Below are 24,837 nucleotides of genomic sequence, written 5' to 3'. Positions count from 1 at the left end.
TTTTTCCGCTCGGTACGTCGTCCGCTCTCAGGCGAGGAGTCCCGACTTCCCCTTTTCCTTTCCCGTCGCGTCGTCGGACGACTCCTCGCCGAGGAGGACGGTGACCGGGCCGTCGAAGTTGAGCATGACCGACTGCGTCAGGTCTCGGGAGATGAGCTTTCCGGCGGGCGAGCGGCGGCGACCGGCGATAAAGAGGTGGTCGCAGCCCTCCCAGCGGGCCGTCTCTAAGATGGTGTCCGCCTCGGGGCCGATGTCGGCGACGATGCGGTAGTCGAGGTCCAGTCCCTCGAACGCCTCGCGGGCGACGCGCTTGGCGCGGCGGGTGGCCGACTCGATGGCCTGGTCGATGCCGTACACCACGTCCGAGGAGCCGACGCTGGCGAGCGCCGAGCGGGTCCGCTCGAACTCCTCGTCCGGGAGGACGGTGAGGACGATGAGTTCAGCGCCGCTGCCGGCGGCGAGTTCGCCGGCCTCGCGGAGGATTCGGTGCGACCGCTTTTCGGGGGAGACGACGACGAGTGCTCGTTCCATGATTCGAATATATCGCGATAGTGAGAAAAGTCTTCTCGGAATCGTGTTACCAGCGACCGCGATAACGCGTTGCAGTCGCTCAGACGGGAGAAAAGACGAGAATCTGGTGTGCGAGTTGTTCTCTGTGTGTCGTTCAGCGCTCGAACACTTCGGCCCCGCGACCGACCCGCGTCTTGTAGGCGCGGGCGGCCACGTCGGCCTCGTCGAAGGCTTCGAGCATCGCGCCGGCGACGCGGGTGCGGTCGCCCGCTTGGCAGACGGCGAGGACCGACGGGCCCGCCCCGGAGACGGTGACGCCGGACGCGCCCGCGCCGAGGGCGGCCTCGCGGACCTCGTGGTAGCCGGTTATGAGCTCTGCTCGCGCGGGCGTGACGACGCGGTCGTCCATCCCCGCGCCGACGAGGTCGGCGTCGCGGCGGCACATCCCGACCGCGAGGGTCGCCGCCCGGCCGACCGTGTGGACCATGTCCTCGATGCTGGCGTCGCTCGGGACGACGCGGCGGGCGTCGCGGGTCGAGACGGCGATTTCGGGGAGGCAGGCGACGAGCGGGATGTCGGCGTCGACGGTCGTCACGCCCTCGTCGGTCGCCACGGTGAAGCCGCCGAGGAGCGCGGGCGCGACGTTGTCGGCGTGGGCCTCGCCGGAGACGACGGCCTCGCCCTCGGCGGCGATGGGCACGAGTTCCTCGTGGGAGTGCCCGCGGTCGTACAGTTCGTTCAGCGCGAGGGCGGCGGCGGCCGAACTCGCCGCCGACGACCCGAGCCCGGACGACGGGCGGACGCCCTTGTCGATGCGGATGTGCGCGGGGGCGTCGAGCGCCTCCGCGACCGCGCCGACGACGTTCCGGTCGGGGTCGGTCGGGATGTACTGGCTGCCGACGCCGGTGACTTCGATCGTCGTCCGGTCCGCCCGTTCGACGTGCACGATGTCTGCGGGGCGGTCGAGAGCCACGCCGAAGACATCGAACCCACTTCCGAGGTTTGCGCTCGTGGCGGGTGCGCGGACCGTAACCATGCCCCGCTGTTGCCTTATCGCAGATAAAAATGTGGCGAACGTCGCAACGACCCCGTCTCGGTCGCTCGGCGAAGCGCGCCGACGCGTCCCGCGGTCGGTGACGACGCCGGCGGACCCGGCCAATCAGAAAGGACTTTCCACCGGACCTCGAACGTCCGAGCATGATAGGCATCGTCGGCGGCGGCATCGCGGGGCTCGCCGCGGCGTACCGGCTCCAGAACCGGGGCCACGACGTTCGAGTCTTCGAGGCGGCCGACTCTCTCGGCGGCCTCGCCGCGACCTACGAGACGAACGGCGACGACATCGAGAAGTTCTACCACCACCTCTCGAAGTCCGAAGAGACCATCGTCGAACTCGCCGAGGAACTCGGCCTCGGAGACGACTTGGAGTGGCGCATCGGCAAGAACGCCTACTACGTCGACGGCGTCGTCCACCCGCTGGACACCGCGTGGCAGATCGCCGCGTACCCCCACATGAGCCTCTACGACAAGTTCCGCCTCGGCATGCTCACGCAGGGTATCGACGTTCGCGGGGGTATCCCGGACTTCGACGCCTACGAGGACCTCGCCGAGTACGAACACACGCCCATCGAGGAGTTCGTCGTCGAGCACACGACCCGCGGCGTCTACGACAACTTCGTCGACCCGCTTTTGGACGGGAAGTTCGGCGAGCGCAAACACGACGTGTCGGCGTCGTGGTTCCTCGGGCGCGTCCGCTTCCGCGGCGAGCGCGACCTGCTTCGCGGCGAGAAACTCGGCTACTTCGACGGCGGCTTCGCGCCCTTCATCGACGCGCTCGTCGAGGCGGTCGGCCGCGAGCACATCGAGACCGGCGCGCGCGTGACCGAACTCGACACCGACGGGGAGGCGGTCTCGACGCTGACCGTCGAGACCGACGACGGGACCGAGACCCACGAGGTCGAGTCGGTCGTCGTGGCGACGATGCCGAACGTGCTCGAAGACCTCACGGGCTTCCCCTGCGACATCGACTTCCAAGGCGCGGTCTGCGGGCTGGCGACCATGTCGGAGTCGCTGATGGACACCTACTGGCTCAACATCGCCCACGACGCGCCGTTCGGGTCGCTCATCGAGCACACGAACTTCGTGCCGAAAGAGCGCTACGGCGGCGACCACCTGCTGTACGTCGCCAGCTACGTGCAGGGGCCGCACGAAGAACTCTGGCAGATGAACGACGAGGAAGTCGAAGACGCGTGGTTCGACGAAATCGAGGACATGTTCCCCGACTTCGACCGCTCGGCGGTCGAGGAGTTCGAAATCGCCCGCAACCCGCGGGCTGGCCCGGTGTACGAGCGGGGCTACCTCGACCTCGTGGTGCCGTACGACCTCGGCGACGACGTGGCCGAGGGGGTCTACTACGCGGGGATGGCGTCGGAAGCGCAGTATCCCGAGCGGTCGCTGAACGGCGGCATCGTCGCCGGCTACGAGGTCGCAGACCGCATCGACCGCAGCCTGTAGTCCGGTCACAACCCGGTTTTCTCGGAGCCGTTCGGGGCGTTTCGTCCCGGAGTGTGCCGTCGTCTCTCGTGCCGCGATATCGCACACTTACCGGCAATCGGTTTCCCGACCGCAACTACTTTTTAAGTAGCTGACTGACTAGTCAGTTAGTGAGTGCAGACGAAACGACGGATCAGTCGGTCCCCGACGAGGTCCACGAAGAACTGATGGCCGCGACCTACCGGGCGCTGTGCGCCCACGGCTACGCGGACCTGACGATGCAACGAATCGCAGACGAGGCCGGAAAGAGCAAGTCCCTCCTCCACTACCACTACGGGACGAAACAGGAGCTGCTCGTCGCGTTCCTCGGCTACCTGTTCGACCGCTTCGAAGCGCGGGTCGCCGCGACCGAGGGCGACGCTCCCGAGGCTCGCCTCCGGGCCCTCCTCGACAAGATGGTCCCCGGAGCGGACGACGACCGCGACTACGACCGCTTCGGACTGGCGCTCAACGAACTGCGGACGCAGGCTCCGTACGTCGAGGCCTACCGCGAGCAGGTCGCCCGCAACGAGGAGGTTATCCGCCGCCGCCTCGCCGACATCATCCGCGAGGGCGTCGCGGAGGGCCACTTCCGCGAGGTCGACGCGGACCGGACCGCGTCGCTCCTGTTCGCCGCGCTCGACGGCGCGCGCCTCCAGCGCGTCGCGGTGACCGACCCCTCGGGCACCGAGACGGCGAGTCAGTCCGCCTTCGACGCGCCGACCGAGGTCCGCGCCGCGCTCGACGAGTTCGTCGTCGAGAACCTCGTGCGCGAGGAGGGCGACGAATGAGCGCGAAGGCCCGCGACGTCAACCTCGTCGACGGCGAGCTCGTCAAGCCGATGTTGGTGCTGTCGCTCCCGCTCGTCTTCTCGCAGATCATGCAGGTGGCGTACAACCTCGCCGACACCTTCTGGGTCGGCCGCGTCGGCTCCGAGGCCGTCTCGGCGCTGTCGTTTTCGTGGCCGCTCGTCTTCCTCATGATCTCGTTCGGCGGCGGCTTCACCGTCGCGGGGACGGTCCTCGTCGCCCAGAACAAGGGCGCGGGCAACCACGGCGAAGTCGACCACGCCGCCGGCCAGACCCTCGGGTTCGTCATCCTGCTTTCGGCCGGGTTCGCGGTCATCGGCTATCTGTTGACGCCGATACTGCTCCCGCTCATCGGGACGACGCCCGGCACGGAAGTCCACCAGTTGGCGGTCGAGTACACGCGCACCATCTTCCTCGGCGTCGCGTTCATGTTCGGCTTCTTCATCTTCCAGGCGCTGCTCCGCGGGTGGGGCGACACGAGGACGCCGATGTACCTGATGGGTCTCGGCGTCGTCATCAACGTCTTCCTCGACCCGTTTCTCATCCTCGGGTTCAACGCGAACCCGATATTCGGCCTCGTCGGCCTCGAAGGCCTCGGGCAGTCGCTTTTCGCCGCGACCGGCTTCACCGGCTTCGGCGTGCAGGGCGCGGCCATCGCCACGGTGTTCTCCCGCGGCGTCGGCGCGCTCGTCGGCTTCTGGCTCCTGCTTTCGGGTCGGGTCGGCATCAGCCTCTCGCCGCGCGACCTGATTCCGGAGCGCGAGACGGTCGAGCGCATCGTCCGCATCGGCGCGCCGTCGAGCATCGAGCAGTCGACCCGCGCGCTCGGCGTGACCGCCCTCACGGCGCTCGTCGCCTACGCCGCCGTCAACGCCGGCGGGGCCAGCACCGAGACCGCGGTCGCCGCGTTCGGTATCGGTAACCGCCTCAACTCGCTGGTCTTCCTGCCGGCCATCGGCCTCGCGCAGGGGACCTCGACGGTCGTCGGCCAGAACCTCGGCGCGGACCAGCCGGACCGCGCCGAGCGCGCCGTGTTCTGGGGTATCGGCATCATCGTCGCCGCGCTGGTGTTCGTCTCCGCCGCCGCGTACCTGTTCGCCGAACCCATCGTCTCGGTGTTCATCCCCGGCGAGGAGGCGGTCATCGCCATCGGCGTGGACTACCTGCGCATCATCGGCCCGACGTTCCTGTTCCTCGGGGCGTTCAACGTCGTCAACGGCGGCTTCCGCGGGAGCGGCTCGACCCGGACCGCGATGGTGTTCTCGCTCATCTCGCTGTGGGTGCTGCGCATCCCGGCGGCGTTCGTGCTCGTGGAGTTCTTCTCCATGGGCCCGACCGGCATCTGGTACGGTATCGCCTTCTCGAACGTCGGGGTGGCGCTCCTCGCGTTCGCGTGGTTCACCCGCGGCACGTGGAAAAACAGCGTCGTCGACGTCGGCCCCCGCGTGCCGACCGACGATTAAGACACGACTCCGCGCGGCCTCTTTTAGGCGGTCTTCTCGTCGGTGCCGTCGACCTCCTGCATCCCCGGCGCGGCCGACACGTCCACGTCCTCGGGTTCGTCGGCCCCGCCGACACCGACTTCGCCGGAGTCGTCTTCGACGTACACGTCGTCTGCGAAGCCGCCCTCCGCGTGGGGGTGGTCCGGGTCGTCGAGTTTGTCGAGCGTCGCGGGCGCGTCCGGGATGTCGATGGTGCGGAACTCGCCGAGCGGGTCGGCGATGTCGATGCCGTGGCGCTCGAAGAACTCCTCGTAGCGCTCGTAGTGGGCCTCGATTTCGTCGACCGGAATCTCCATCATCTCGGTCCAGCCGTGGTTGTAGAAGTCGAAGTTGGCCTGGACGTGGGTTATCTCGCGGGCCTCGGCCTCGGGGTAGCCCGCGTCGAGCGCCGCGAGGTAGGTGTCGAACGTGCACTCGAAGAACGCCGCCATGTGGTCCTCGCGCTCGTCTCTGCGGTCGGGGTCGGCCCGCTCGCCGAAGATGCGAACGTGGAGGTCCACCATCTTCTCGGTGGCGATGTCGCCGATGACCGGCATGGTGAGCGCCTTCTTCGTCGCGAAGTGGCGGATGTTCTGGCGAATCTTCATTTCGTCGTTCGCTTCGGGTCGAATACACGTAAAGACCACGTCTCCGGGGACGACGGCGCGTTCGCCCCGAGCGAGACGGACGCGACCCCGCCGCGACCCGCGAAGCTCCCGAACGAGATTTCACGACGTAATTTAATGCGGTTCGACCGCATGTGAGGGGTATGAGCGACTCCGCATCCGTCCGCGAGGACTCGGTCCTCGAATGCGACGACTGTATCTCGCCGGCCGAAGCGTTCGGCATCGTCGCCGACGAGACCCGACTCACCATCCTCGAAGCGCTCTGGGAATCTCCCGACCGACCCGTCCCCTTCTCGGAGCTCCGCCGACGGGTCGGCGTCGACGACAGCGCCCGCTTCAACTACCACCTCGGAAAGCTCCGCGGCCAGTTCGTCCGCAAGACCGACGAGGGCTACGACTTCCGGCACGCCGGCGAGAAGGTCGTTCGCGCCGTGCTCGCGGGGACGTTCAACGAGGACCCCGTCCTCCCGGCGTTTTCGGCCCCCGGCTCCTGCGTCGGCTGCGGCGGCTCGCTCGAAGCCGACTACGGCGACGAGAAACTCACCATCTCCTGTGCCGACTGCGCCCGGGTCCACGCCCGCGAGGAGTTCCCGCCCGGCGGCCTCGAAGGCCGTAGCTCCGAGGCGCTCCTGTCGGCGTTCGACCAGCGCGTGCGACACCTCCACTGCCTCGCCGCCGACGGCGTCTGCCCCGAGTGCGGCGGGACGACCGGAACCTCGCTGTCCCGCGAGGCAGACCCGTTCGACCTCGACGTGGTCGTGACTCACCGCTGCGCCCAGTGCGCCTACGAGGCCGTCTCCCCCGTCGGGCTGGTCCTCCTCGACGAGTCGACCGTCCTCGGCTTCCTCTCGTCGCGGGGGAACGACGTGTGCGGGACCCCCTTCTGGCGGTTCCCGTGGGTCGTCGGCGACGACGCGCTCACCGTCGTCTCCGAGGAGCCGTGGCGCATCCGCGTCCGCATCGAAGCGGACGACGAGGCGCTCGTCGTCGAACTCGACGGCGGCCTCTCGGTCGTCGACTCCGCCGTCGAACCTGTCGAGACGGTTGCATAAGTACGCTCCAGTAAGCCAGCGTACAGAAATGTAATTCAGATTACTATTATGGCGTCGGCGGTCGTCTCTCCAAACGAGGAGAACGACCATGTTCGACGACACTCACATCGGCCGCGGCGACGTGCGAGAGGCGCTCCCCCACCGGTACAGGACGCTTTCGGAGGCCGCCCTCGTCGCGGTCGCGGCGGTCGGCGGCGTCTTCACGGCGGGGATTACGGCGACGCTCGTCGCCCCGCTCGCTCCCGGCCTCGGCCTCGTCGCGCTGTTCGTCGGGTGGCCGGTCGGCTTCGTCGCCGGTCTCGTCGGCGTTCGCGGCGTCGTCCGGGTGGCTTCCGCCGGTCGCGGCGTCGTCCGCGCCCGTCTCGGCCACGTCCGCAGTCCCAGCCGCGACGCCGTCGCTCGCGGTGGCGACGACGCGGAGGCGACGCATTCGGAGTGCCCCGCGGCCACCGACGGCGGCTTCGACGGGCGCTTCGGCGAGACGCGATAACCATCCGTACTCGGCTTCTGTCTCTCGATTTCGCTGGGGTCCCCGAGGGGGAAATCAATCATGAAGGAGATAGCAATCCACATTAACCCCGAATACAAACGTCGGGTCATGAGCCAATCGTACGTGATCGTCGGCGACGGTATCGCCGGGGCCTCAGCGGCTGAGACACTCCGCGAAGAGGAACCCGACGCCGACATCACCATCATCACGGACGAGGGCGAACCGCTGTACAACCGCATTCTCATCAAGGAATTCGCCAAGGGCAAACTGCCCGAGGCTCCCATCTCCATCCACGACGAGTCGTGGTACGACGACCGCGACGTCGACCTCGAACTCGACACGCTCGTCACGAACATCGACCCCGAGGGCCACACCGTCACCGCCCACGACGGCACCGAGTACGACTACGACAAACTCCTCCTCGCCATCGGCGGCACGCCGACCCAACTCCCCGTCGAGAACTCCGACGCCGAGGGCATCCACCACTTCTGGACGTTCCAGGACGCCCGCGACATCAAAGAGCACATCGAGGGCGCGGACAACTCCGTCGTCATCGGCGCGGGCCTGCTCGGCATCGACCTCGCGGCCATCACGGCCGCACAGGAGGTCGAGGGCAAGTACCTCATGCGCGGCAAGGCGTGGTGGCGCTACGCGCTCTCCGAGGAGGGCGCAGAGATCATCCACGAGGCGCTCCGCGAGCGCGACGTCGAACCCGTCTTCGACTCCGGCGTCGACCACTTCGAGGTCGACGAGAACGACCGCGTCACGACCGCCGTCGACCCCAACGGCGACCGCTACGACGCCGACTTCGTCGGCATCGCGATCGGCCTGAACTTCAACACGGAGATTCTCGGTGGCACCGACATCGAGTACGACAACGGCATCTACACGGACGAGTTCATGCGGACGAACCACGACGACATCTTCGCGGCCGGTGACATCACCGAGTTCCACGACCTCATCCTCGGCGACCGCGCCCAGAACGGCGCGTGGGGCTCCGCCAAAGAGCAGGGCACCATCGCGGCCAAGAACATGGTCGACTACGGCTCCGAGGAGTTCCGCTGGGTCTCGTCGTACTCCATCACCCACTTCGACTTCCCGTTCCTCTCGTTCGGCCACCCGACGCTCGGCGACGACCACGTCGAGGCCAAGTACTCCGACACCGAGTGGCGGCGGCTCGCCATCAAGGACGGCAAAATCGTCGGCGGCGTCCTCATCGGCGACCTCTCGCCGCAGACGAAGTACAAGAAGCTCATGCGCGAACAGGTCGACGTGAGCGGCCAGAAGGAGGTCCTCGTCAAGCAGGACTTCCAGCTCGACGACCTCGAAGGCGCGGCGGCCGAACAGTAACCCGGGACACCGCGCCCGCTGTTTTCACCCGGCCAGCCGCGTCTGCGCTCGCCTCCGGTGCGCCCGTCGGCTCGCGTGCCGGCCGCGCGACGGTTCGCTCCACACCCGTTTTTGGCTCTTTCGTCCGGCGCACTCGCCGTCCGCCGGTCAGTCCGTTCCCCCGTCGTCCCACGCCTCACCGGCCAAACATTTATCTCCACCCGTGGAGTGTGTTATCACATGTCATCCAAAGACGGACAGCAACCGTCTTCTCCAGACGCCACCGCGCCGCCGACCGTCGCACCCGTCTCCGACGTCCCGCCCGGTGCGCGGGTCCACCACTTCGACGAGTTGAGCGAGCGGACCCAGCGCGCGCTCGCGGCCGCCAGTCCCGCCGGCCGGCTCGACATCGACCCGACCGCCTCGCGGCTCTCGCGGGGCGACATCGTGGTGTTCACCGACTACGTCCGCGTTCAGTAATCTCGCTGCGTCCGTCCCGTCGCCCGCGTTCTCCGGCCGACCCGGTCGCCCCCGAGCCGTGCGGCCGTCTCGTTGCGTCGCGTCTCGCGGACGGCCGGGACCGAAGTCGTTTTCCACGCGTCGCCGCCTATCGCCGGGTATGGCAACAGGTGGCGGCCAAGGAACGATGACGCTCGCGTTCGAACTCTCCGCGCTCAAGCAGCTCGGCGACCCGAACGCGGCGTTTTCTGACGCCCGGACGTGGACGAAGTACATCGGCGTGGTGAGCGAGAAACCCACGTACGTCGTGACGAACTTCACCCGGAAAGAGCGAATCCGGCAGGACTTCTTCTCCGGACCGCGCGGCGTCAAAGAGAGCCTCGAAAACGTGATGCGCCAGTTCGACACCGACCGGCACGTCTTCGTCGGCACGTCCGACGAGGACCGCGCGGTGGCCGAGGAGACCGGCTGGGAGTACCTCCCCGTCGAGGACGCCGCCGAGGCCGCCGAGTGGGTGCTCGCCGGCGACGACGACGCTCCCGCCGACCCCTTCGAAGACGAGGGGCGCGACGACTGGCCCTAGTCGGAACACAGCGGCGCGTTCGTCCGCGATTCCGTTCCCCTATCGAAAGCACTAATCAGCAACGGCACTTCTTATTCTCCGATGAGTCACCAGTTGCCTGACGTACAGGCCTCCCAGCCGGACGTGACCGTCGGGCTGAGCCAGGTCGGCGTCACGGGCGTCGAGAAGCTCGTCAAGATAGCTCGCGACGGGAAGCGACCCCTCGTCTTGATGGCGGAGTTCGAAGTGTTCGTCGACCTCCCCGGCGGCCGCAAGGGCATCGACATGAGCCGAAATATGCAGGTCATCGACGAGGTCCTCGAAGCCGCCGTCTCCGAGCCGGCCTACCGCGTCGAGGACATGTGCGGCGACGCCGCCGAGCGCCTCCTCGCCAAACACGAGTACACGACGACCGCCGAGGTCAGCATGACCGCAGAGCTCGTCGTCCGCGAGGACACCCCCGCCAGCGGCCTGTCCACCCAGAGCACCGCCCAAATCATCGCCAGCGCCACCGCGACCGACGAGGGCACCCGAGAGGAAATCGGCGCGGAAGTGGTCGGCATGACCGTCTGTCCCTGCTCGCAGGGCATGTCCGCCTCCCGCGCCCGCGACGTGCTGCAGGACCTCGCCGTCGACGACGACACCATCGAGGAGTTCCTCGACAAGGTGCCTCAGCCGGGCCACTCCCAGCGCGGCCACGCCACGCTCACCGTCGAGACGGAGGGCTCGCCCGAGGTCGACCTCATGGACCTCATCGACATCGCCCGCGACTCGATGTCGGCGCGCATCTACAACCTCGCGAAGCGCCCCGACGAGGACCACATGACCTACCACGCCCACGCCAACGCGAAGTTCGTCGAGGACTGCGTCCGCTCGATGGCCGAGCTGTCCATCGACGCGCTCGACCACCTCGGCGACGACGCGGTGGTCCACATGAAACAGTCGAACGACGAGTCGATTCACCAGCACAACGCGCACGCCGAGCGCGAGGTGACGCTGGGACAGCTCCGCGACGAGCTCGACGCCTGAACGCCCTCGACGCCCGAGACGCTCGTTTTTCGAATCCGACCCCGATTTCAGTTCTCGTTTCCGCCGCCCTGAGCCGCTACAGCGAGAGCGGTGCCGCTTCCTCCCAGCGCGGGTCGAACGTCGCCCGGAGGTCGGCGGCGAACTCGGGGTCTTTCAGGTCGATCATGGCGAACGCCTGTCCGGGGTCGAGGGGGTTCGGCACCTCGATACAGACCTCCACGTCGTCGATGAGGTTGAACACGCCCGTGACGTTCTCCGCGGTGCGCGCCCGGAAGTTCGGCGCGCTCGACAGTCGGTTCACGTAGCTCTGTCCGACGCTCTCGGGCAGGCTGTCGACGAGGCCAGGCGACATGAGCATCGACACTTCGACCCCGCGGTCGAGCGCGGCTTCCAGTTCGTCGACGACGAGGTTGCCGACGGCGTCGAGGTCGAACTGCGGCGAGGGCGTCCCGGCCACCATCACGAGCGAGTCGTCGGCCGCCGCGAGCCGCTCGACGAGCAGGTCGATGGTCTCGTCCGCGCCGACCGCGGCCGTCCAGAACTGGTCGTGGACCGGCTCCGCGGCGTCGAGCTCGTCGGTCAGTTCGTCGACGACGTTCTCGTACTGCTCGGCCTTCTCGGCCAGCTCTTGGCGCTTCGATTCGAGCAGGCGGTCCAGCGCCGTGTCGGGCTCGACGGCGACGTACTTCTTCGGCCGGCTGGCCGCCTGACTCCGGATGAGGTGGTACTGTTCGAGGCTGTTCAGCACGTCGTAGACGCGACCCATGGGAACGTCGCTGGCGCGTGACAACTCCTTGGCCGTCGTCGCGCCCGTCCGCAGAAGCGCGCGGTAGGCTCGGGCCTCGTACTCGGACAGCCCGAGGTCTCGCAGACTGGTCATGCACCGTCCGTCACGTTTCTCCTTGATAAACAAACCGGATGTTTACACCCGCGTTCCGTTGCCGCGGGTCGTTGTCAGGCGTCGGGCGTGACTGAAGACACCGCCTCCATCAACTCCTCGGGAGTGGTTGCCTCCACCGTCGTCTCGCCGGCGCTGACGCGCGCGGTCCCCGCCGGGAGGTCGTCGACGTCGGCATCGGGGACGACGAGCGCCTCGTGGTCCGCGACGCGGAGCGCCGCCCGGTGGAGGTCGGAGCCGACGCCGTCGTTGAGTTCGACGAGGAGCGGGTCGCGGAGGAGCCGCGCCGCCGCGGTCCCGTAGGCGGCGACCTGCACGCCGATGCGGTCCCACGCGCCCGCGAACGCGGCGATGGTCTCCTGTGCCACCTCGTGGTAGCGCCCCTCGCCGGTGAGCGCCGCGAGGTCGAGCAGCGCGTTCGCCATCTCCACGTTCCCGTCGAGCGGGCGCAGCGGCGACGACAGGAGCGCCTCGCCGCTCGCGGGGCCGTCGAGGAACGAGCCCTCGTCGAACAGCTCGTCGATGGCGGCGTCGGCGACCGCAGCGGCGAAGTCGAGAAACGGTTCGCCCGCCACCGACTCGTCGCCGAGCACCTGTCGGGCGCGGCAGGCCGCGGCGACGACGCGCGCCTGATCTTCCAGCAGGAGGTCCTCGCCCGCGTCGCCGCCGGACCGGAAGTGGGTCACGACGCCGTCGTCGACGAGGTCCTCGGCGATTCTGTCGAGCGCGCGGGAGCCGAACTCGCGGGCCCGCTCGTCGTCGGTGAGCCCCGCCAGCACCAACAGCGCGTCCGCGGCGAGAGCGTTGCCGCCGGCGTACACCGTGAGGTCGGTCCGCGGGCCGGGTGCGTTGTCGCGGCCCTCCTTCCCGAGGAGGTAGTAGTCCGTCCCCGCGGCGGGACCCATGCTCCCGGCGAACCCGGTTCCGGTCCACAGCGAGTCGACGAGGAAGTCGGCGGTCCCCGCGGCCGGGTCGAGGTAGGCGTCCTCGCCGGTGTAGCGGTAGCCGTTGGCGAACGCCCGCAGGAGCGCGGCGTTCGATTCGAGCGTCTTCTCGCGGTTCGGCTTCGACCACGCGGCGTCGTCGGCGTAGCGGAAGAAGCCGCCCTCGACGGGGTCGTACAGGCCGTCGCGAATCGCGTCGAGCGACCGGAGCGCCCGGCTTCGGTCGCGCTTCAGCGCGAACTCGACGGTCCGCGGGAGCGGGAACTTCGTGGCGTCGCCCCAGCCGCCGTGGGCCTCGTCGAAGGCGACTTCCAACTGGCCGGCGAGGTGCGATTCGATTTGCGGCGAGACCTCGCCCGCGGGCGGGAGGTCGCCCCTGAGCGCCCGCGGGAGGCGTCCGGCCTCTGCGCCCTTCTTGTCCCACACCTCGCGCACGCGGTCGACGACCTGCCGCATGCCGTCGGGGCCGATGAACGTCGCGCCCGTGATGGGGTGGCCGTCGGGCGCGAGGAAGACGGTCGAGGGGAAGCCGCCCATGTTGTACCGCTCGCGGATGCGCGGCTGGCGGTCCACGTTCACCCGAATCGGGACGAAGCCGTCGTTGAGGTTGGCCGCGATGCGCGGCTCGGCGTACGTCTCGGCGTCCATCTCGTGACAGTCCTCGCACCACGTCGCCGACAGCGAAAGCAGAATCGGCTTGTCCGCCGCTCGCGCCTCGGCGAACGCGTCGGGACCCCACTCTCGCCATTCGACGCGCGTCTCGTCGGTCATGTCCACCCATCCGCGGTGGACGCGGGTAAGCGCTTCGAGCCCTCGTGGCACGACCGGTCGCCGTCGGCGGGTCGCGGGGTCCCTCGATGGCCGCCGCGGTCGGATTCGCGGTCCCGGCGCGCCGCGGGCGGGACAAAAGGGCTATGGGCCGCGACCCGGTAGTGTCGCCCATGCGAACGCGCACGCTGATGGCGCTCTTGCTCCTCATCCCCCTCTCCGACGCGTTGCTGCTCGTGGTCGTCGCGCAGTACATCAACCTCGTGCCGACCGTCGCGCTCGTCGTCCTGACCGGGCTCGTCGGGATGCTCATCGTCCGCGCCGAGGGGCGACACACCCTCAGAAGCCTCCAGTCGAAGTTCGCCGGGGGCGACCTCCCGACGAACGAGGTCATGGACGGCGGCCTGCTCATCGCCGCGGGCGCGTTCCTCCTCACGCCGGGGCTCGTCACCGACACCATCGGCTTCCTGCTCGCCATCCCCGTGACTCGATACCCCATCCGCGAGGTGCTCAAGCGCTTCGTCGTCAAGCCGTACCTCGACAAGCGCGCCGACGGCTTCGTCACCGGCAACGTCTGGACGACCGGCTTCCCGCAGGGCGACTTCGGCCCCGGCGGCCCCGGCGGCCCCGGTGGCTCGCCCGGCCCGAGCGGCGGGAGCAGTTCCGGCGGAAGCGGTAGTAGCGGCAGTAGCGGCAAGGGCGGCGGTGACGGCGTCTACGACGCCGACCCCGACTCCTACCGGTTCGACCGCGACAGCAACGACGCCAACTAACGCGCCTTTCTCGCTTTCGCGTCGGTCGTTCGGTGGCTTCACCCGCGTAGCCGCGCGTTCGGCCCGCGTTTCGAGTCCCGCAATCGACCGACGACGCCGACATTCACTAACACGCACCAACGCGCCTCCGAAAAGAAAGTCTTAAAATCAACAGCGCACAACGAGTGAATGCGCTTACCTGGGCCAATAGCTCAGTCAGGTTGAGCGCTCGGCTGATAACCGGGAGGCCCGCGGTTCAAATCCGCGTTGGCCCATCCAAATTTAACTCGGCATCTTGCCGAATTAAATTGGGCTTCATGGCTCCCCAGCCACCCAGATTCTGCGGTTCCGCTAAATCGAGAACGGCTAGTTTCTCACCAGTTCATAATACGACCTAACGAGGGTCGCCGCCGTCTGCCGGTCTTAGTAGCCGGAGGTGGCCGGTAGTGTCCCAGACTCGTCGAGAGACGGAGCTGTGGCGGTACGTTCGATACCACTGCGGCAGTTGCAAAGCCTGGTGTCTCGTCGATCACTCGACGCGCGCGGCGAAGATGCGCGAGTGCAAAGACTGCGCGCGCATCCCCGCCATCGAGGACGAGATTCGGGACCATCGTCTCACCTCGCTCCTGTGGGCACACCAACTGGCCGCAGAAACCACCGCAAGGACCGGAACAGCGGAGGGCGGGTCCCAGTCCGCCCGGAGCGGCCGGAAGCAGGGGCTTGCCCCTGACCCGGAAGCCGGTCCGCATGAGGCCGACGGCCGTCGGCCGAAAACGAGTGGCGGTAAGGCCCAGTGCCATCGAGGACGAGATTCGGGACCATCGTCTCACCTCGCTCCTGTGGGCACACCAACTGGCCGCAGAAACCACCGCAAGGACCGGAACAGCGGAGGGCGGGTCCCAGTCCGCCCGGAGCGGCCGGAAGCAGGGGCTTGCCCCTGACCCGGAAGCCGGTCCGCATGAGGCCGACGGCCGTCGGCCGAAAACGAGTGGCGGTAAGGCCCAGTGCCGTTTGAGCGATTTCATCCGCACAGACGGGGGTAGCAGTGAGTAACGCGGGCACCCGCGGCCCCGGCGCTCACGACTCACCAGCCGCGCGTGCGGTCTCTCGGAGCGATAGATGAGCGTCGGGAAACGCTCATCGCCCGAAATCGCCGACGTATGGGGCTCTCGACTCCGTCCAGACCGATGTAAAGATACCTACCTCGTGGACTACCTGGGCGACCTCGGCCTGCTGGCCTACGGGTACGACCCGGCGGACCCGGACGATGACCTCGAACTTCGCGGGCGCGACCGCGACCGCGTACGGCTGGTAAAGCGCATCTCGACCTCGCCAGAGGGGATTTACCTGCCGACGCTCGTCTCCGAGTGCGTCAAGGGTCAGTACATCGGACAATGCGAGCGGTTCGACGGGAGCGACCCGGACTACCAGTTCGTCTACCGCTTCCTGAACGACCTCGACGGGCACGACCCCCAACTCATCGAAAAACGCCAGTCTGACGGCATGACGATGGTCACCCCGACAATTCGCCTACTTGACTTGATATCAGAAGGCATTACTCAAACAACCAGGGAACGCGACGACCTGCTGTACGACCGGCATTTCTGCGAAAACTACCTGAGAACCGCGAATGAGGTCGATGACTGGGGTCGGGACCTGCTGGAAGACTCTTTACATCGGTACCTGAAGCGCATCGAGAACTACCAACTGCTGTTCGACGTCCACTTCTGCGGGCGACGCGGCGGCGACACCACCCGCCGGATGACGAAGCAGTACAACACTCGCTTCAACTCCCAAGGACGGCTCCGCAAGACGTGGGCGCGGTACAACAGCGCGCTCGAACACGCCTACGAAAAGTACGACAACGCCGTCTTGATGACGCTGACGACGGACCCTGGCACGTACGACGACCCGACTCGACCCGACCCGCGCTCGCTGTACGACGGCATCTCGTCGATAAACCCGAACTTCAACCGGCTCCTCTCGTACTTCGATTCGGACCCGTCGACGAAAGACGACACCAGGAAGGACGGCGTTCCCAGTTGGTCACCGGCGCTCGACGGCAAAGTGACCGGGCGACCTCGCTACCGGCCGCCGTACCTGAAAGCTCTGGAGTTCACCGAGAAGGGCTACGCGCACCTGCACGTCCTGATGTTCGACGTTCCGACCCGCGAGAGTGACGGGATGCCGTTCCTGATAGACAAGGCGGAGCTGGAACGGAAGTGGAAGGACTACGGCCAGGGTCAAATCGTCGATCTCTATCCACTCGTGTTTCGGGACGACCTCGACGAAGTGGGGAACTTCGGAACGAAAACGCTCGTCGACGACGACGGCGACCAGTTCGAAGTTCCGGTCTCGAAAGGATTTGTGGACTGGTACCGCTACGGCGACCACGACCACAGCGACGAGTGGATAGCGAAGAACGCGAGGTCTCACGACCTCATCGAGTTCTACGACGACGAGAGCGGCGAGGACGGCGACGAACAGATGCAAAGCCGGACGGCTGGCGCGTACCTCGGAAAGTACCTCTCGGCCACCTTCGGCTCCCTGCTCGAAGCCTCCGAGTCGTTCGAGGACGCGAAAGAGTCGGATTCGTACGCGGACAAGGCGGCGACGTGGAAACTCGGCCTCTACTGGGCGACCGGCAGGCGGTTCTGGTCCATCTCACGAGACATCGAGAAAGCGATAGAGAGGCCCGAGCACCTGCAAGACCCGGACGTTCGGCACGCCGTTCGAGAGTTCTCTATCGACTCTCTCCAGCTCGCGTGCGATGGCGCGACAGTCGAAGAACTCGCGCTCGACGACGTAGTGACACCAGGCGTCGAATCGACGCTCCCGGAGAGTGCCGATTTCTATTGCCATATCGACTACCTGGGTTGCTACGCCTACTGGGACATGCCGACGGCCGACGCGACGGCTACGAATCTCGAACACGTCGAAGACTACGTTGCTTCGGGAGGACAGCCGGAATACCCCGATGTCGGCGGCGAGAAACCCCCACCGGTCGCTGACGTGTGGGGATGACGTAGAAACCTACCCTGCCTGGTGATTCCACTTTCACACGGCTGGTAGGTACGGCTAGTACCTACTATCAACATGTTCTAGCTGTAATGGCGTCTGAACCAATGTCGTTCGACGACTTCGAAGAAACGCAAGTCGAGGACGACTACGACGACGGAGTAGAGGAAATCAAGTTCGAAGTGGACGAGCCGGTCATCGGCGTTATCGTCGATATCGACCACGACGTGGGACCGAACGAAAACGACGTAATCCATCTCGCCCGCGGCGGCGACCTCGGTGACCGGGTGAAGTTCTGGTCGAACGGCCAGATTCGCCGGACCATCGACAAGAAGGGTCTCGGCAACGGGAGCTGGCTCGCGGTCAAGAAGACCGCCGAGACGCGGACGTACGAACTCGAAAACGACGACGGCTCGACCGAGGAGCGCGAGTACCACGTCTTCGACGTGAGGGGCGAATAATGGCGTCGCGCTACTCGCAGGGCCTTGGTGGTCTCGCGTCGGACTACGCGATGCTACGGACTATCCCGGCACTGCTGTCGGTCGTGTTCGTCGCTACGGGCCTGTACGCCTTCGGTGGCATCTCCGACATCACCATCACCTGGCTGTCGAACTACACGCTGACGAGCGAGCACGCGACGCTCGGCGGCATCCTCGTGTACGCGGTGGCGTTCATGTCGAGCGAGACAAAGTCGCTCGAACACTACGAGCCCTGGGAGATGGCGTTCATCGTGGCGTCGCCTGCTGTCATCCTCGGCTGGCAGTACGTGACCGAAATCAAGGACCTCCTGCTCGGACTGGGCGACCCGCTGGGCGCGCAAGTCGCGTTCCTGATTACGGTCGTCGGCTGGGCGGTCGCCGTGAGGTAACCCGACCATGACACTTCCTTTCGGCCTCACCAGACTGGAAGCGACTGCGACGTGGGTCGGCTCGCTACCCGACCCGGTGCTGGCGCGGGCACTCGAATATCTCCGGTACAACCGCAAGCAGTTGGAACCGAAGGCCCGGAAGGGCGAATCGCTCGAAATCAACTCCTTCGCTATCGTCCGAGCGGCGGCGGTCAAGACCGTGAAACACGTCGTGCGGACGTTCGAGAAAGGCGCGCTCCCGGACGACGGCGAGGCGCTTCACTCGGAGATTGACAGCGTGCTCGAAGACTTCGACCTGGACGGCTCGGATTCCATCTTCGACGAGGACCCGACCGAGTGGGCACCAGGTGACGGCGACCCGGCACCCGACCCGCTGGCCGACCTCGACCAGCGACGGAAGCAACACGCGGCCAACGGTGAATCAGAATGAAACTCGAATTGGAACTCTCGACGCGCGAACAGTACATAATCGCCCTCTCGCTGTCGGTCGGTATCGTCGCTGGCCTGTGGTTCGGTCTCCTGATGATACCGCCGCGGGCGCTCGACGTGCCGATGCGCTTCCTCGATGACGGCGCGGTGGCGGCGTCGTACTACCCGGTGACGAATATGCACGTGTTCGTTTCGGCGGCCCTGCCGCTGGCGACGGCGTACCTCGTGCGGAACCACGCGCGGGACGACGGGACGGACGACGCGGACGAACGCACGCCTGACCGCTCCGACGGTGACGGAGACGGGCGCGACTGCGCTCACGACCTCGACGGCAGTTCGACCCGCGAGTTCGGCCCGCATCCCCTCGACGGAGGTGAGTCCGCGTGACCGACGAACGACTGCTGACGGCGGCGAAGCTGTACGAACAGGTGCGCGGGCGCATCGACGGCGACCACAGACTGCTCGACCACGCGGGACTGCCCGTCTCGAAGGGCGACCACGCGAACCTGTCGTTCCTGAACTCGCTCGACCTCACCGACGACGACGAACTCGCCGACTCGTTCGCCGAGACCTCGTTGGGGAGGCTCGTCGATTCATCGCTTCGGACGCAAGCCGCGACCCGCGCGGTGCAGTCGTCGCACGCGACCGCGCTTTCGTACCTCGTCGGCGTGACCCAGCAGGACCTCGACGCCAGTTCGCTGACGCTCCCGCTTCGGCTCGTCGACGAGCTCGAAAACGGCGGTGGTCTCACGACCATCACCGGCGCGGGGAACCCGAACACGGGAAAGACGAATACGATGTTCCTGCTGAACGGCGACCTCGCGCGGGCGCACTTCGGCGATGACCTGCTGGTCATCTCGAACGTGGGGACGTGGGACGGCGCGGACATCGTGGTGCGGTCGATGTACGACCTGATGGACGTACTGCTGACCCACCGCGAGCGGCCGAAGACCGTCACTATCGACGAAGGCTCGACGCACTTCGACGCCCGGACGTTCAGCCGCGAAGTGGCCTCGCAATGGACGCCCGCGATTAAGCGGTTCTCGAAGCTCGGCGTCGAATCGGTCGGCGTGGTGAGCCACACCGGGAAGGACGTGCATCCCGAACAGAAACGGCTCTCGACGCTGTCGTTCTACAAAGAGGCGCAGGACGAAGTGACGTTCTACCGCGACTGGGACGCCGATTCAGACTCGCCCGATGGAGAGCTGTTCGGCGGCTCGCTCGTGAACCTCGAACCGACGTTGGAGAAATACGATCCGGACGACGCCGCGCCGTGGGCGTGGAACCTGCCGAGTGATCTGTTTCAGGAGCAGTTTGAGGACTGGAACGAGTTCCACGAAATACTACGGGATACTGAGCCGACTATGTGAAGCGATATGACCGGACTACGTTTTGTCCAAGAAATTGATTTGTAGCCCGTCTCAATAATATTGTCTGTGAGTTCACTTGTTCCCGTCGGATTGGCTTTAGACTTGGTTGGTGCTACGCTCTTGCTGGGTCCAGAAGTGGAGACTATTGGAAAGGCAGCTAGACGGTTCGACCCGATTCACCGGAGTCTAGTTTACGGCTTTGAATATATCCGCGAAGAGACATCAGAGGACGGTGAGTACGCTGGAAGTGTGACTGCTGGACAGATACGACTTCTGCCATTCATGCATTTCATGAATTCAAGAATCGACCAGACAATATCCAGAAAAGATAATATATCTTATGAAGGGAATCGATTTCTTGTCAATGGGGATCGAACATATCTTCCCGAAGAGCGGAAGGTTGAGGGACTTAATGAAACAACCTACACTAAAATGGTAAGTGTTTCTACAGCTCATCGGTTGATATTTGAAGCTCAGAGACGGAGAGTATACGTATATGGCGTGTCTCTGCTTGCTATCGGCTTCGGTCTTCAGATAGTTGCTCAATTTGTTAGTCAACCAACGTAGCTAATCATTTGAACAACCCACCCATCCACCCGCCCCCTTTACGGGTAAGGGTGGTGGGTGCTTGCTCACTCGCTGTTCTCTAACTCGGTGGCGTCGATCTCCCCGGCAAGGTAGGCGCGGCCCCGTTCGGAAAGCCGGTAAATCGCTCGCTCCTCGTCGTGGTACTCGACCAGCTCGTGACTCAGGAGTGTTCTGAGATGCTGGCGGATTGTGGTCCGTGCGTAGTCGGAATTCTCAGCAATTAGAGCAGGTGTAAGAACGAGTTCATCATTCCCCTCGTTTTGCAGTCGCTCCAGTATCGCCCTGTCTGTGGGCGTCATCCAGCCGGCGAGAGGAACGCGCATGGTCTACAACTACATTGATGTAGTAAGTCTATTTTCATTGGCACGTGGCGTGCATCAATCTGTGTTTAACTCATACAGTTCTGTGCGCAACAGTTAAGTCCAACACGTACAGTCCTGTTCGTACCGAGAGCTACACGTGACGCTGACTGTCGTTCAGTCGCGTCAGAAGCGGACCCGGTGCTGCGACACCGGCCCGCGGTGGCTCCCGTAATCAAGGTACGGAAGCATGTTTGCCTACACGACTCGGGCTATTGAAGCCCCACGACGGACGGCTGTTGATAGACTGACAGAAAGCGGCTTCACTTTCGCTCAAACGTACACTTTCACTCCGGGGCCATGGCTCAGTACTTTAACTAGCCCCCTCGAATGGATTACCCGGCTGACGGTCCCCTTCGAGGGTGCTCAACCTACCAAAGCCAGCACCCTCGACCCGGACCGCGGCCTCACAATGGAAGCCATGAATCAGTTATCGCACCGCGGTTGTAAGCGTAGCGAATGGACCGGAAGTGAACCCGATTCGGGGGTGATTCGATGAGCGTCGACTGGTGTCGGTTCCCCTTCGAGGGTGCTCAACCTACCAAAGCCAGCACCCTCGACCCGGACCGCGGCCTCACAATGGAAGCCATGAATCAGTTATCGCACCGCGGTTGTAAGCGTAGCGAATGGACCGGAAGTGAACCCGATTCGGGGGTGATTCGATGAGCGTCGACTGGTGTCGGTTCCTCGACCTCGTTCACGAACTCGACGGCTCCGACGACGCCCGAGCACATCTCGAATCCGTTCGGTTCACTCGTGATTACCTCACGGAGGTGATTCGATGAGCGGCGACCTCGACCCGATTACTCCCGAGTCGGCGCTGATGTACTACCTCGACGCTCGCCAGTACGACCTCTCGGACGACACGCTGCGGTCCCATCGCTACCGAATCGAGTCCTTCATCCGCTGGCTCCAGTCGCCGGACTACGGCGACGGCGAGGTGCTGAACATGAACGACGTGGACCTGCGGATGATTCACGCCTACCGCGTGTTCAAGCGCGAGGAGAATTTCGAGGGCGATGAACCCTGCAACGCGGTGACGATGCAGGGGCAGGTCTCGACGCTCCGCGTGTTCTTCCAGTACATCGCGGACATCAACGCGGTTCCAGAGGAGCTGGCCGACCGAGTCCGGCTCCCTCGTCTGCAACACGGGGAGGACGTGTCCGAAACCGTGCTCGACTCGGAGCGCGCGAACGCGATTCTCGACTACCTCCACAAATGGGAGTACGCGACCTCGGAACACGTGGCATTCCTCATCCTGTGGCGTACGTCCTGCCGGCTCGGTGGACTGCGCGCGCTCGACCTCTCGGACTTCGACCGCGAGGAGCGAGCGCTGTGCTTCCGGCACCGTCCGAAGACAGACACGGGACTGAAGAACGGGACGCGTGGCGAGCGCGACGTGTCGCTGAAGCCGCAGGTCGCGGCGGTCATCGAGGAGTACATCGACGGCCCGCATCGGCACCGGGTGACGGATGAGTTCGGTCGTTCGCCCCTGGTGACGACGACGAACGGGCGACCGTCACCGACGACGATTCGCATCTGGTGTTACAAGTGGACTCGACCGTGCGCGATTGGGGAGGCGTGCCCGGACGGGCGCGACCTCGACGAGTGCGAGGCGACGGATTACAACGAATCGAGTAAGTGTCCGTTCTCGGTTTCGTCGCACCCGGTCCGGTCCGGCTCCATCACGGCGTTTCGTGATGCGGGCGCACCTCGGGAGGTGGTCAGCGACCGGGGCGATGTGAGCGAGAAGATTCTGGAGAAGCACTACGACCGTGCTTCGTCTCGCCAGCGGATGCGTCGCCGTCAGGAGTTCATCCCGGACGACTTGTGACGATGCAAGGAAATGTCGATTTCGACAGTCTGAGGGTAACGAGAGGCCTGATTATGCATACCGCGTTGGCCCACTCCCATCGATAACGTTTCGTTGCCGATGCGAGTCAGGGGCTGAAACTCCCCGGCCACCCAACTTCTGCGGATACCACTGACCGAGAGAACGTTCGGTCCGTCGTTCGTGCCGTCGGGACGAATCAGCGACGAAGCCTCGACTCCACCGACCGCGCGGTGACTGCCTCGGTACAGCGAATCACTAATGTTTAACCCAAATACTCGCCTATTCAGCGCAATTTCGATCCTATTTGCACAGAATCGTCTGCATTTATCAGCATATAGCTGGTCGAACGGTCGAATACGGAGAAAGCTATATCACGCAATAGATTGTGGTACTGAATAACATGGAATACGAACTCACCTGTCTGTACGGGTGCGGCCACACCTCCACGGCCGACTCCCGCGAGAGCGTCGGCGTTCTCGTGATGGAACACATGGACGACGAACACGACACGCCCGTCGACCCGCTCGAAGCGGGCGAACTCGCGTTGAAGCGCTTCGACGGCGCGTCGCTCCGGCAGGCGCGGCAGTAGCGAACAATCCGATTTCTGTCACGTCTTCCAATCCGAGTTTCTCTCGGAGACAACCGTCCCACGACCCCGAGCGGCGGTTCAGTCCGCCGATTTCATGCTCCGAGGGCCGACGGCCTCGGACAAATTTACTCAGTTCTGTATCCCAGTAGTATTAAATCCGTACACGCCATATGTGTTTGTGATGCCAACCATCGACGTCTCCGAACACCTGTACCGCCAGATTGAGTCCGCCGCCGACGGCGACGACCTCGACGCGGCGATGTGGAAGATGGTCGGCCGGTACCAGCGCGGTAACACGCCCGGCGACTGACAGGCTTCGGACCGACCCCGCGACCCCCGACCGCGCGTGCGGTCGTCATCAACCTCGCTCGCCGCGACAGCCCTTCCCGCGGCGAGTCCGTTTTCCGTTTTCTGAGAGGTCATCCCAGAGCGTCGCCTCAACCGAGAAACCCGGTCACGCCGAGGCTTTCTGCGACCAGCCACGCGACGAACAGCGCGTAGGTTCCGAGGAGGAGGTACGACTCGCCGCGCGTCAGTGCCATCTCGGTTCGGAGGACGGCGAAGAAGACGACCGACGCGCCCGTGAGGAAACTCATCATCGGCACGACCTCCTCGAAGTTGATGACCGCGCCCCCGGCGACGAGGATGCCGACCGGGAGGGCGACGAGGAGCGCGAAGACGTTGCTCCCGAAGACGTTGGCGAGGCTCATCGGCGCGTTGCCCTGCCGGGCGGCCGCGACGCTGACGAAGGTGTCCGGCAGGCTCGTGCCGGCGGCGACGACCGTCAGGCCCCAGAGGAACGGCGACGTGCCGAAGGCGTCGCCGAGGCCGACCGCCGCGCGGACGAGCAGTTCGGCCCCGACGAGGATGACCGCGAGCGACCCGACGAGCGCGAGCCACTCGCGGCCCGGGTTCACGTCGTTGACGACGGCGGTGAGTCCCGCGCGGTGCTCCAGCGTGTCGTGGTACTGCATGAACAGATACAGGCCGTACAGCCCGAGCGGGATGAACGCGAGCGGGGGCGTGACGAGGCCGTCGAGGCCCGAGGTGTCGGCGGCGGGGCTGTAGATGACCGCGAGCGAGAAGGTGAGCACGAGGACGGCGATGGAAAGCAGGTAGAACTGCGCCTCCTTGTAGACGAGGTCGCGGTTCGAGGCGAGCCGCTGGCCCTCGCCGACGAGCGCCGACACGGCCGGGATGATGAGGATGTTGTAGACGGCGGACCCGACGACCGCGCCGACGCCGATATCGAACGACTGGTACCGGAGCGTGGCGATGACGATGCTCGATAGCTCGGGGAAGCTCGACCCCACGGCGGCGATGATGGCTCCCTGCACGATGGCGGGGAGGCCGTAGTACGCACCCAGCCGGTCTGAGGCCTGTACGAGCATGTCGCCGCCCCGCCACGCGAGGGCCGCGCCGGCGACCGCGAACGCGACGAGGACCGGAACAGATGGCACGCCCGCACTTCGGCGGCCGATAGCAAAAAACCGACCCGAACGGGGTCGCCGAACAGCGCCGCCGCGCAGTCGCCCGGTCGTCGG

At 65.6% G+C, this 24,837-nt stretch carries 28 protein-coding genes and 1 tRNA gene; 22 read left to right on the top strand and 7 right to left on the bottom strand.

Features of this window, described 5'->3' with window-relative positions:
* Window positions 1-27 precede the first annotated feature (27 nt).
* The gene (locus BN996_RS18940) at window positions 28-531 is read right to left on the bottom strand and encodes a universal stress protein (protein WP_089781670.1); all 504 of its coding nucleotides are present in this window, start codon (window positions 529-531) and stop codon (window positions 28-30) included.
* 133 nt (window positions 532-664) lie between these two features.
* Entirely contained in the window at window positions 665-1,546 is an 882-nt protein-coding gene (locus BN996_RS18935; protein ID WP_089781668.1) for a homoserine kinase, read from the bottom strand.
* 161 nt (window positions 1,547-1,707) lie between these two features.
* Between BN996_RS18935 and BN996_RS18930 the strand changes: the two genes are divergently transcribed.
* From BN996_RS18930 to BN996_RS18920, 3 genes are all read left to right on the top strand, one after another.
* Complete coding sequence (locus BN996_RS18930) at window positions 1,708-3,021, top strand: NAD(P)/FAD-dependent oxidoreductase (protein WP_089781666.1); 1,314 nt, start codon at window positions 1,708-1,710, stop codon at window positions 3,019-3,021.
* A 149-nt stretch (window positions 3,022-3,170) separates the two neighbouring features.
* Window positions 3,171-3,830, top strand: coding sequence for a TetR/AcrR family transcriptional regulator (locus tag BN996_RS18925; protein WP_089781664.1), 660 nt, complete (start codon window positions 3,171-3,173; stop codon window positions 3,828-3,830).
* A complete protein-coding gene (locus BN996_RS18920; protein ID WP_089781662.1) occupies window positions 3,827-5,311 on the top strand; it encodes an MATE family efflux transporter in 1,485 nt (494 codons plus the stop codon). Before BN996_RS18925 ends, BN996_RS18920 begins: the two co-directional genes overlap by 4 nt.
* Window positions 5,312-5,334: 23 nt before the next feature.
* On the opposite strand, the gene BN996_RS18915 is transcribed toward BN996_RS18920, so the two are convergent.
* A complete protein-coding gene (locus BN996_RS18915) occupies window positions 5,335-5,976 on the bottom strand; it encodes a DUF6149 family protein (RefSeq protein WP_193310976.1) in 642 nt (213 codons plus the stop codon).
* Window positions 5,977-6,098: 122 nt separating this feature from the next.
* On the opposite strand from BN996_RS18915, the gene BN996_RS18910 reads away from it, so the two are divergent.
* The 6 genes from BN996_RS18910 (at window position 6,099) to mptA (ending at window position 10,876) form a co-directional block, all read left to right on the top strand.
* Window positions 6,099-7,007, top strand: a complete 909-nt coding sequence (locus BN996_RS18910) for a winged helix-turn-helix domain-containing protein (protein ID WP_089781661.1) — start codon at window positions 6,099-6,101, stop codon at window positions 7,005-7,007.
* Window positions 7,008-7,095: 88 nt separating this feature from the next.
* Window positions 7,096-7,497 (top strand): hypothetical protein, encoded by a 402-nt coding sequence (locus tag BN996_RS18905; protein ID WP_089781659.1) that lies wholly within the window; start codon window positions 7,096-7,098, stop codon window positions 7,495-7,497.
* 108 nt (window positions 7,498-7,605) lie between these two features.
* The gene (locus tag BN996_RS18900) at window positions 7,606-8,847 is read left to right on the top strand and encodes an NAD(P)/FAD-dependent oxidoreductase (RefSeq protein ID WP_089781754.1); all 1,242 of its coding nucleotides are present in this window, start codon (window positions 7,606-7,608) and stop codon (window positions 8,845-8,847) included.
* A 219-nt stretch (window positions 8,848-9,066) separates the two neighbouring features.
* Window positions 9,067-9,306: a DUF7979 domain-containing protein gene (locus BN996_RS18895; protein WP_089781657.1), complete on the top strand. Its 240-nt coding sequence runs from the start codon at window positions 9,067-9,069 to the stop codon at window positions 9,304-9,306.
* Between the two features lie 166 nt (window positions 9,307-9,472).
* Window positions 9,473-9,868, top strand: a complete 396-nt coding sequence (locus BN996_RS18890; protein ID WP_004975410.1) for a DUF7124 domain-containing protein — start codon at window positions 9,473-9,475, stop codon at window positions 9,866-9,868.
* 81 nt (window positions 9,869-9,949) lie between these two features.
* On the top strand, window positions 9,950-10,876 hold the full coding sequence (gene mptA / locus BN996_RS18885; protein WP_008575490.1) for a GTP cyclohydrolase MptA: 927 nt from the start codon (window positions 9,950-9,952) through the stop codon (window positions 10,874-10,876).
* A gap of 76 nt (window positions 10,877-10,952) precedes the next feature.
* Here mptA and BN996_RS18880 read toward each other — a convergent pair whose 3' ends face one another.
* A complete protein-coding gene (locus BN996_RS18880; RefSeq protein WP_089781655.1) occupies window positions 10,953-11,756 on the bottom strand; it encodes a TrmB family transcriptional regulator in 804 nt (267 codons plus the stop codon).
* Window positions 11,757-11,830: 74 nt separating this feature from the next.
* A complete protein-coding gene (locus BN996_RS18875; protein ID WP_089781653.1) occupies window positions 11,831-13,489 on the bottom strand; it encodes a DUF255 domain-containing protein in 1,659 nt (552 codons plus the stop codon).
* Window positions 13,490-13,659: 170 nt separating this feature from the next.
* Between BN996_RS18875 and BN996_RS18870 the strand changes: the two genes are divergently transcribed.
* From BN996_RS18870 to BN996_RS19865, 9 genes are all read left to right on the top strand, one after another.
* Window positions 13,660-14,259, top strand: coding sequence for an FxsA family protein (locus BN996_RS18870; protein WP_193310975.1), 600 nt, complete (start codon window positions 13,660-13,662; stop codon window positions 14,257-14,259).
* A gap of 180 nt (window positions 14,260-14,439) precedes the next feature.
* Window positions 14,440-14,513: transfer RNA gene (locus BN996_RS18865), tRNA-Ile, on the top strand.
* Window positions 14,514-15,444: 931 nt separating this feature from the next.
* The gene (locus tag BN996_RS18850; RefSeq protein WP_008577217.1) at window positions 15,445-17,262 is read left to right on the top strand and encodes a DUF8148 domain-containing protein; all 1,818 of its coding nucleotides are present in this window, start codon (window positions 15,445-15,447) and stop codon (window positions 17,260-17,262) included.
* An 86-nt stretch (window positions 17,263-17,348) separates the two neighbouring features.
* A complete protein-coding gene (locus BN996_RS18845; RefSeq protein WP_226908799.1) occupies window positions 17,349-17,717 on the top strand; it encodes a hypothetical protein in 369 nt (122 codons plus the stop codon).
* Entirely contained in the window at window positions 17,717-18,124 is a 408-nt protein-coding gene (locus BN996_RS18840) for a DUF8023 family protein (protein ID WP_089781645.1), read from the top strand. The genes BN996_RS18845 and BN996_RS18840 overlap by 1 nt, the downstream gene beginning before the upstream one ends.
* A gap of 7 nt (window positions 18,125-18,131) precedes the next feature.
* The gene (locus BN996_RS18835; protein WP_226908798.1) at window positions 18,132-18,554 is read left to right on the top strand and encodes a DUF8125 domain-containing protein; all 423 of its coding nucleotides are present in this window, start codon (window positions 18,132-18,134) and stop codon (window positions 18,552-18,554) included.
* On the top strand, window positions 18,551-18,940 hold the full coding sequence (locus tag BN996_RS18830; RefSeq protein WP_089781643.1) for a hypothetical protein: 390 nt from the start codon (window positions 18,551-18,553) through the stop codon (window positions 18,938-18,940). The genes BN996_RS18835 and BN996_RS18830 overlap by 4 nt, the downstream gene beginning before the upstream one ends.
* Window positions 18,937-19,923, top strand: a complete 987-nt coding sequence (locus BN996_RS18825; RefSeq protein ID WP_089781641.1) for a hypothetical protein — start codon at window positions 18,937-18,939, stop codon at window positions 19,921-19,923. Before BN996_RS18830 ends, BN996_RS18825 begins: the two co-directional genes overlap by 4 nt.
* Window positions 19,924-19,989: 66 nt before the next feature.
* Entirely contained in the window at window positions 19,990-20,490 is a 501-nt protein-coding gene (locus BN996_RS19865) for a hypothetical protein (protein ID WP_139043144.1), read from the top strand.
* 65 nt (window positions 20,491-20,555) lie between these two features.
* Here the strand turns inward: BN996_RS19865 and BN996_RS18820 are convergent, their stop codons facing one another.
* Window positions 20,556-20,834, bottom strand: a complete 279-nt coding sequence (locus BN996_RS18820; protein ID WP_226908797.1) for a winged helix-turn-helix domain-containing protein — start codon at window positions 20,832-20,834, stop codon at window positions 20,556-20,558.
* A 698-nt stretch (window positions 20,835-21,532) separates the two neighbouring features.
* Here BN996_RS18820 and BN996_RS20710 point away from each other — a divergent pair.
* The 4 genes from BN996_RS20710 to BN996_RS20705 all read left to right on the top strand — a co-directional run bounded on the left by BN996_RS20710 (window position 21,533) and on the right by BN996_RS20705 (window position 23,603).
* Entirely contained in the window at window positions 21,533-21,655 is a 123-nt protein-coding gene (locus BN996_RS20710; protein WP_264371820.1) for a hypothetical protein, read from the top strand.
* Complete coding sequence (locus tag BN996_RS18815) at window positions 21,652-22,704, top strand: tyrosine-type recombinase/integrase (protein WP_089781639.1); 1,053 nt, start codon at window positions 21,652-21,654, stop codon at window positions 22,702-22,704. The genes BN996_RS20710 and BN996_RS18815 overlap by 4 nt, the downstream gene beginning before the upstream one ends.
* Before the next feature lie 400 nt (window positions 22,705-23,104).
* Window positions 23,105-23,293, top strand: coding sequence for a hypothetical protein (locus tag BN996_RS18810; RefSeq protein WP_042661863.1), 189 nt, complete (start codon window positions 23,105-23,107; stop codon window positions 23,291-23,293).
* Window positions 23,294-23,474: 181 nt separating this feature from the next.
* On the top strand, window positions 23,475-23,603 hold the full coding sequence (locus tag BN996_RS20705) for a hypothetical protein (protein ID WP_255516694.1): 129 nt from the start codon (window positions 23,475-23,477) through the stop codon (window positions 23,601-23,603).
* 127 nt (window positions 23,604-23,730) lie between these two features.
* Here BN996_RS20705 and BN996_RS18805 read toward each other — a convergent pair whose 3' ends face one another.
* Window positions 23,731-24,753, bottom strand: a complete 1,023-nt coding sequence (locus BN996_RS18805) for a sodium:calcium antiporter (RefSeq protein ID WP_089781637.1) — start codon at window positions 24,751-24,753, stop codon at window positions 23,731-23,733.
* Window positions 24,754-24,837 lie beyond the last annotated feature (84 nt).

Origin of the sequence: Haloferax massiliensis (genome assembly GCF_001368915.1) — an archaeon.
Lineage (GTDB): Archaea > Halobacteriota > Halobacteria > Halobacteriales > Haloferacaceae > Haloferax > Haloferax massiliensis.
Note: the sequence above shows the minus strand (reverse complement) of the source record. Positions and strands in the feature narration are given on the sequence as shown.

Bases quoted from the DNA above. Each gene is read 5' to 3' on its own strand.
- BN996_RS18940 (WP_089781670.1), bottom strand. From the start codon at position 531: ATGGAACGAGCACTCGTCGTCGTCTCCCCCGAAAAGCGGTCGCACCGA.
- BN996_RS18935 (WP_089781668.1), bottom strand. From the start codon at position 1,546: ATGGTTACGGTCCGCGCACCCGCCACGAGCGCAAACCTCGGAAGTGGG.
- BN996_RS18930 (WP_089781666.1), top strand. From the start codon at position 1,708: ATGATAGGCATCGTCGGCGGCGGCATCGCGGGGCTCGCCGCGGCGTAC.
- BN996_RS18920 (WP_089781662.1), top strand. From the start codon at position 3,827: ATGAGCGCGAAGGCCCGCGACGTCAACCTCGTCGACGGCGAGCTCGTC.
- BN996_RS18910 (WP_089781661.1), top strand. From the start codon at position 6,099: ATGAGCGACTCCGCATCCGTCCGCGAGGACTCGGTCCTCGAATGCGAC.
- BN996_RS18905 (WP_089781659.1), top strand. From the start codon at position 7,096: ATGTTCGACGACACTCACATCGGCCGCGGCGACGTGCGAGAGGCGCTC.
- BN996_RS18900 (WP_089781754.1), top strand. From the start codon at position 7,606: ATGAGCCAATCGTACGTGATCGTCGGCGACGGTATCGCCGGGGCCTCA.
- BN996_RS18895 (WP_089781657.1), top strand. From the start codon at position 9,067: ATGTCATCCAAAGACGGACAGCAACCGTCTTCTCCAGACGCCACCGCG.
- BN996_RS18890 (WP_004975410.1), top strand. From the start codon at position 9,473: ATGACGCTCGCGTTCGAACTCTCCGCGCTCAAGCAGCTCGGCGACCCG.
- mptA (WP_008575490.1), top strand. From the start codon at position 9,950: ATGAGTCACCAGTTGCCTGACGTACAGGCCTCCCAGCCGGACGTGACC.
- BN996_RS18880 (WP_089781655.1), bottom strand. From the start codon at position 11,756: ATGACCAGTCTGCGAGACCTCGGGCTGTCCGAGTACGAGGCCCGAGCC.
- BN996_RS18875 (WP_089781653.1), bottom strand. From the start codon at position 13,489: ATGACCGACGAGACGCGCGTCGAATGGCGAGAGTGGGGTCCCGACGCG.
- BN996_RS18870 (WP_193310975.1), top strand. From the start codon at position 13,660: ATGCGAACGCGCACGCTGATGGCGCTCTTGCTCCTCATCCCCCTCTCC.
- BN996_RS18845 (WP_226908799.1), top strand. From the start codon at position 17,349: ATGGCGTCTGAACCAATGTCGTTCGACGACTTCGAAGAAACGCAAGTC.
- BN996_RS18840 (WP_089781645.1), top strand. From the start codon at position 17,717: ATGGCGTCGCGCTACTCGCAGGGCCTTGGTGGTCTCGCGTCGGACTAC.
- BN996_RS18835 (WP_226908798.1), top strand. From the start codon at position 18,132: ATGACACTTCCTTTCGGCCTCACCAGACTGGAAGCGACTGCGACGTGG.
- BN996_RS18830 (WP_089781643.1), top strand. From the start codon at position 18,551: ATGAAACTCGAATTGGAACTCTCGACGCGCGAACAGTACATAATCGCC.
- BN996_RS18820 (WP_226908797.1), bottom strand. From the start codon at position 20,834: ATGCGCGTTCCTCTCGCCGGCTGGATGACGCCCACAGACAGGGCGATA.
- BN996_RS20710 (WP_264371820.1), top strand. From the start codon at position 21,533: ATGAGCGTCGACTGGTGTCGGTTCCTCGACCTCGTTCACGAACTCGAC.
- BN996_RS18815 (WP_089781639.1), top strand. From the start codon at position 21,652: ATGAGCGGCGACCTCGACCCGATTACTCCCGAGTCGGCGCTGATGTAC.
- BN996_RS18810 (WP_042661863.1), top strand. From the start codon at position 23,105: ATGGAATACGAACTCACCTGTCTGTACGGGTGCGGCCACACCTCCACG.
- BN996_RS20705 (WP_255516694.1), top strand. From the start codon at position 23,475: ATGCCAACCATCGACGTCTCCGAACACCTGTACCGCCAGATTGAGTCC.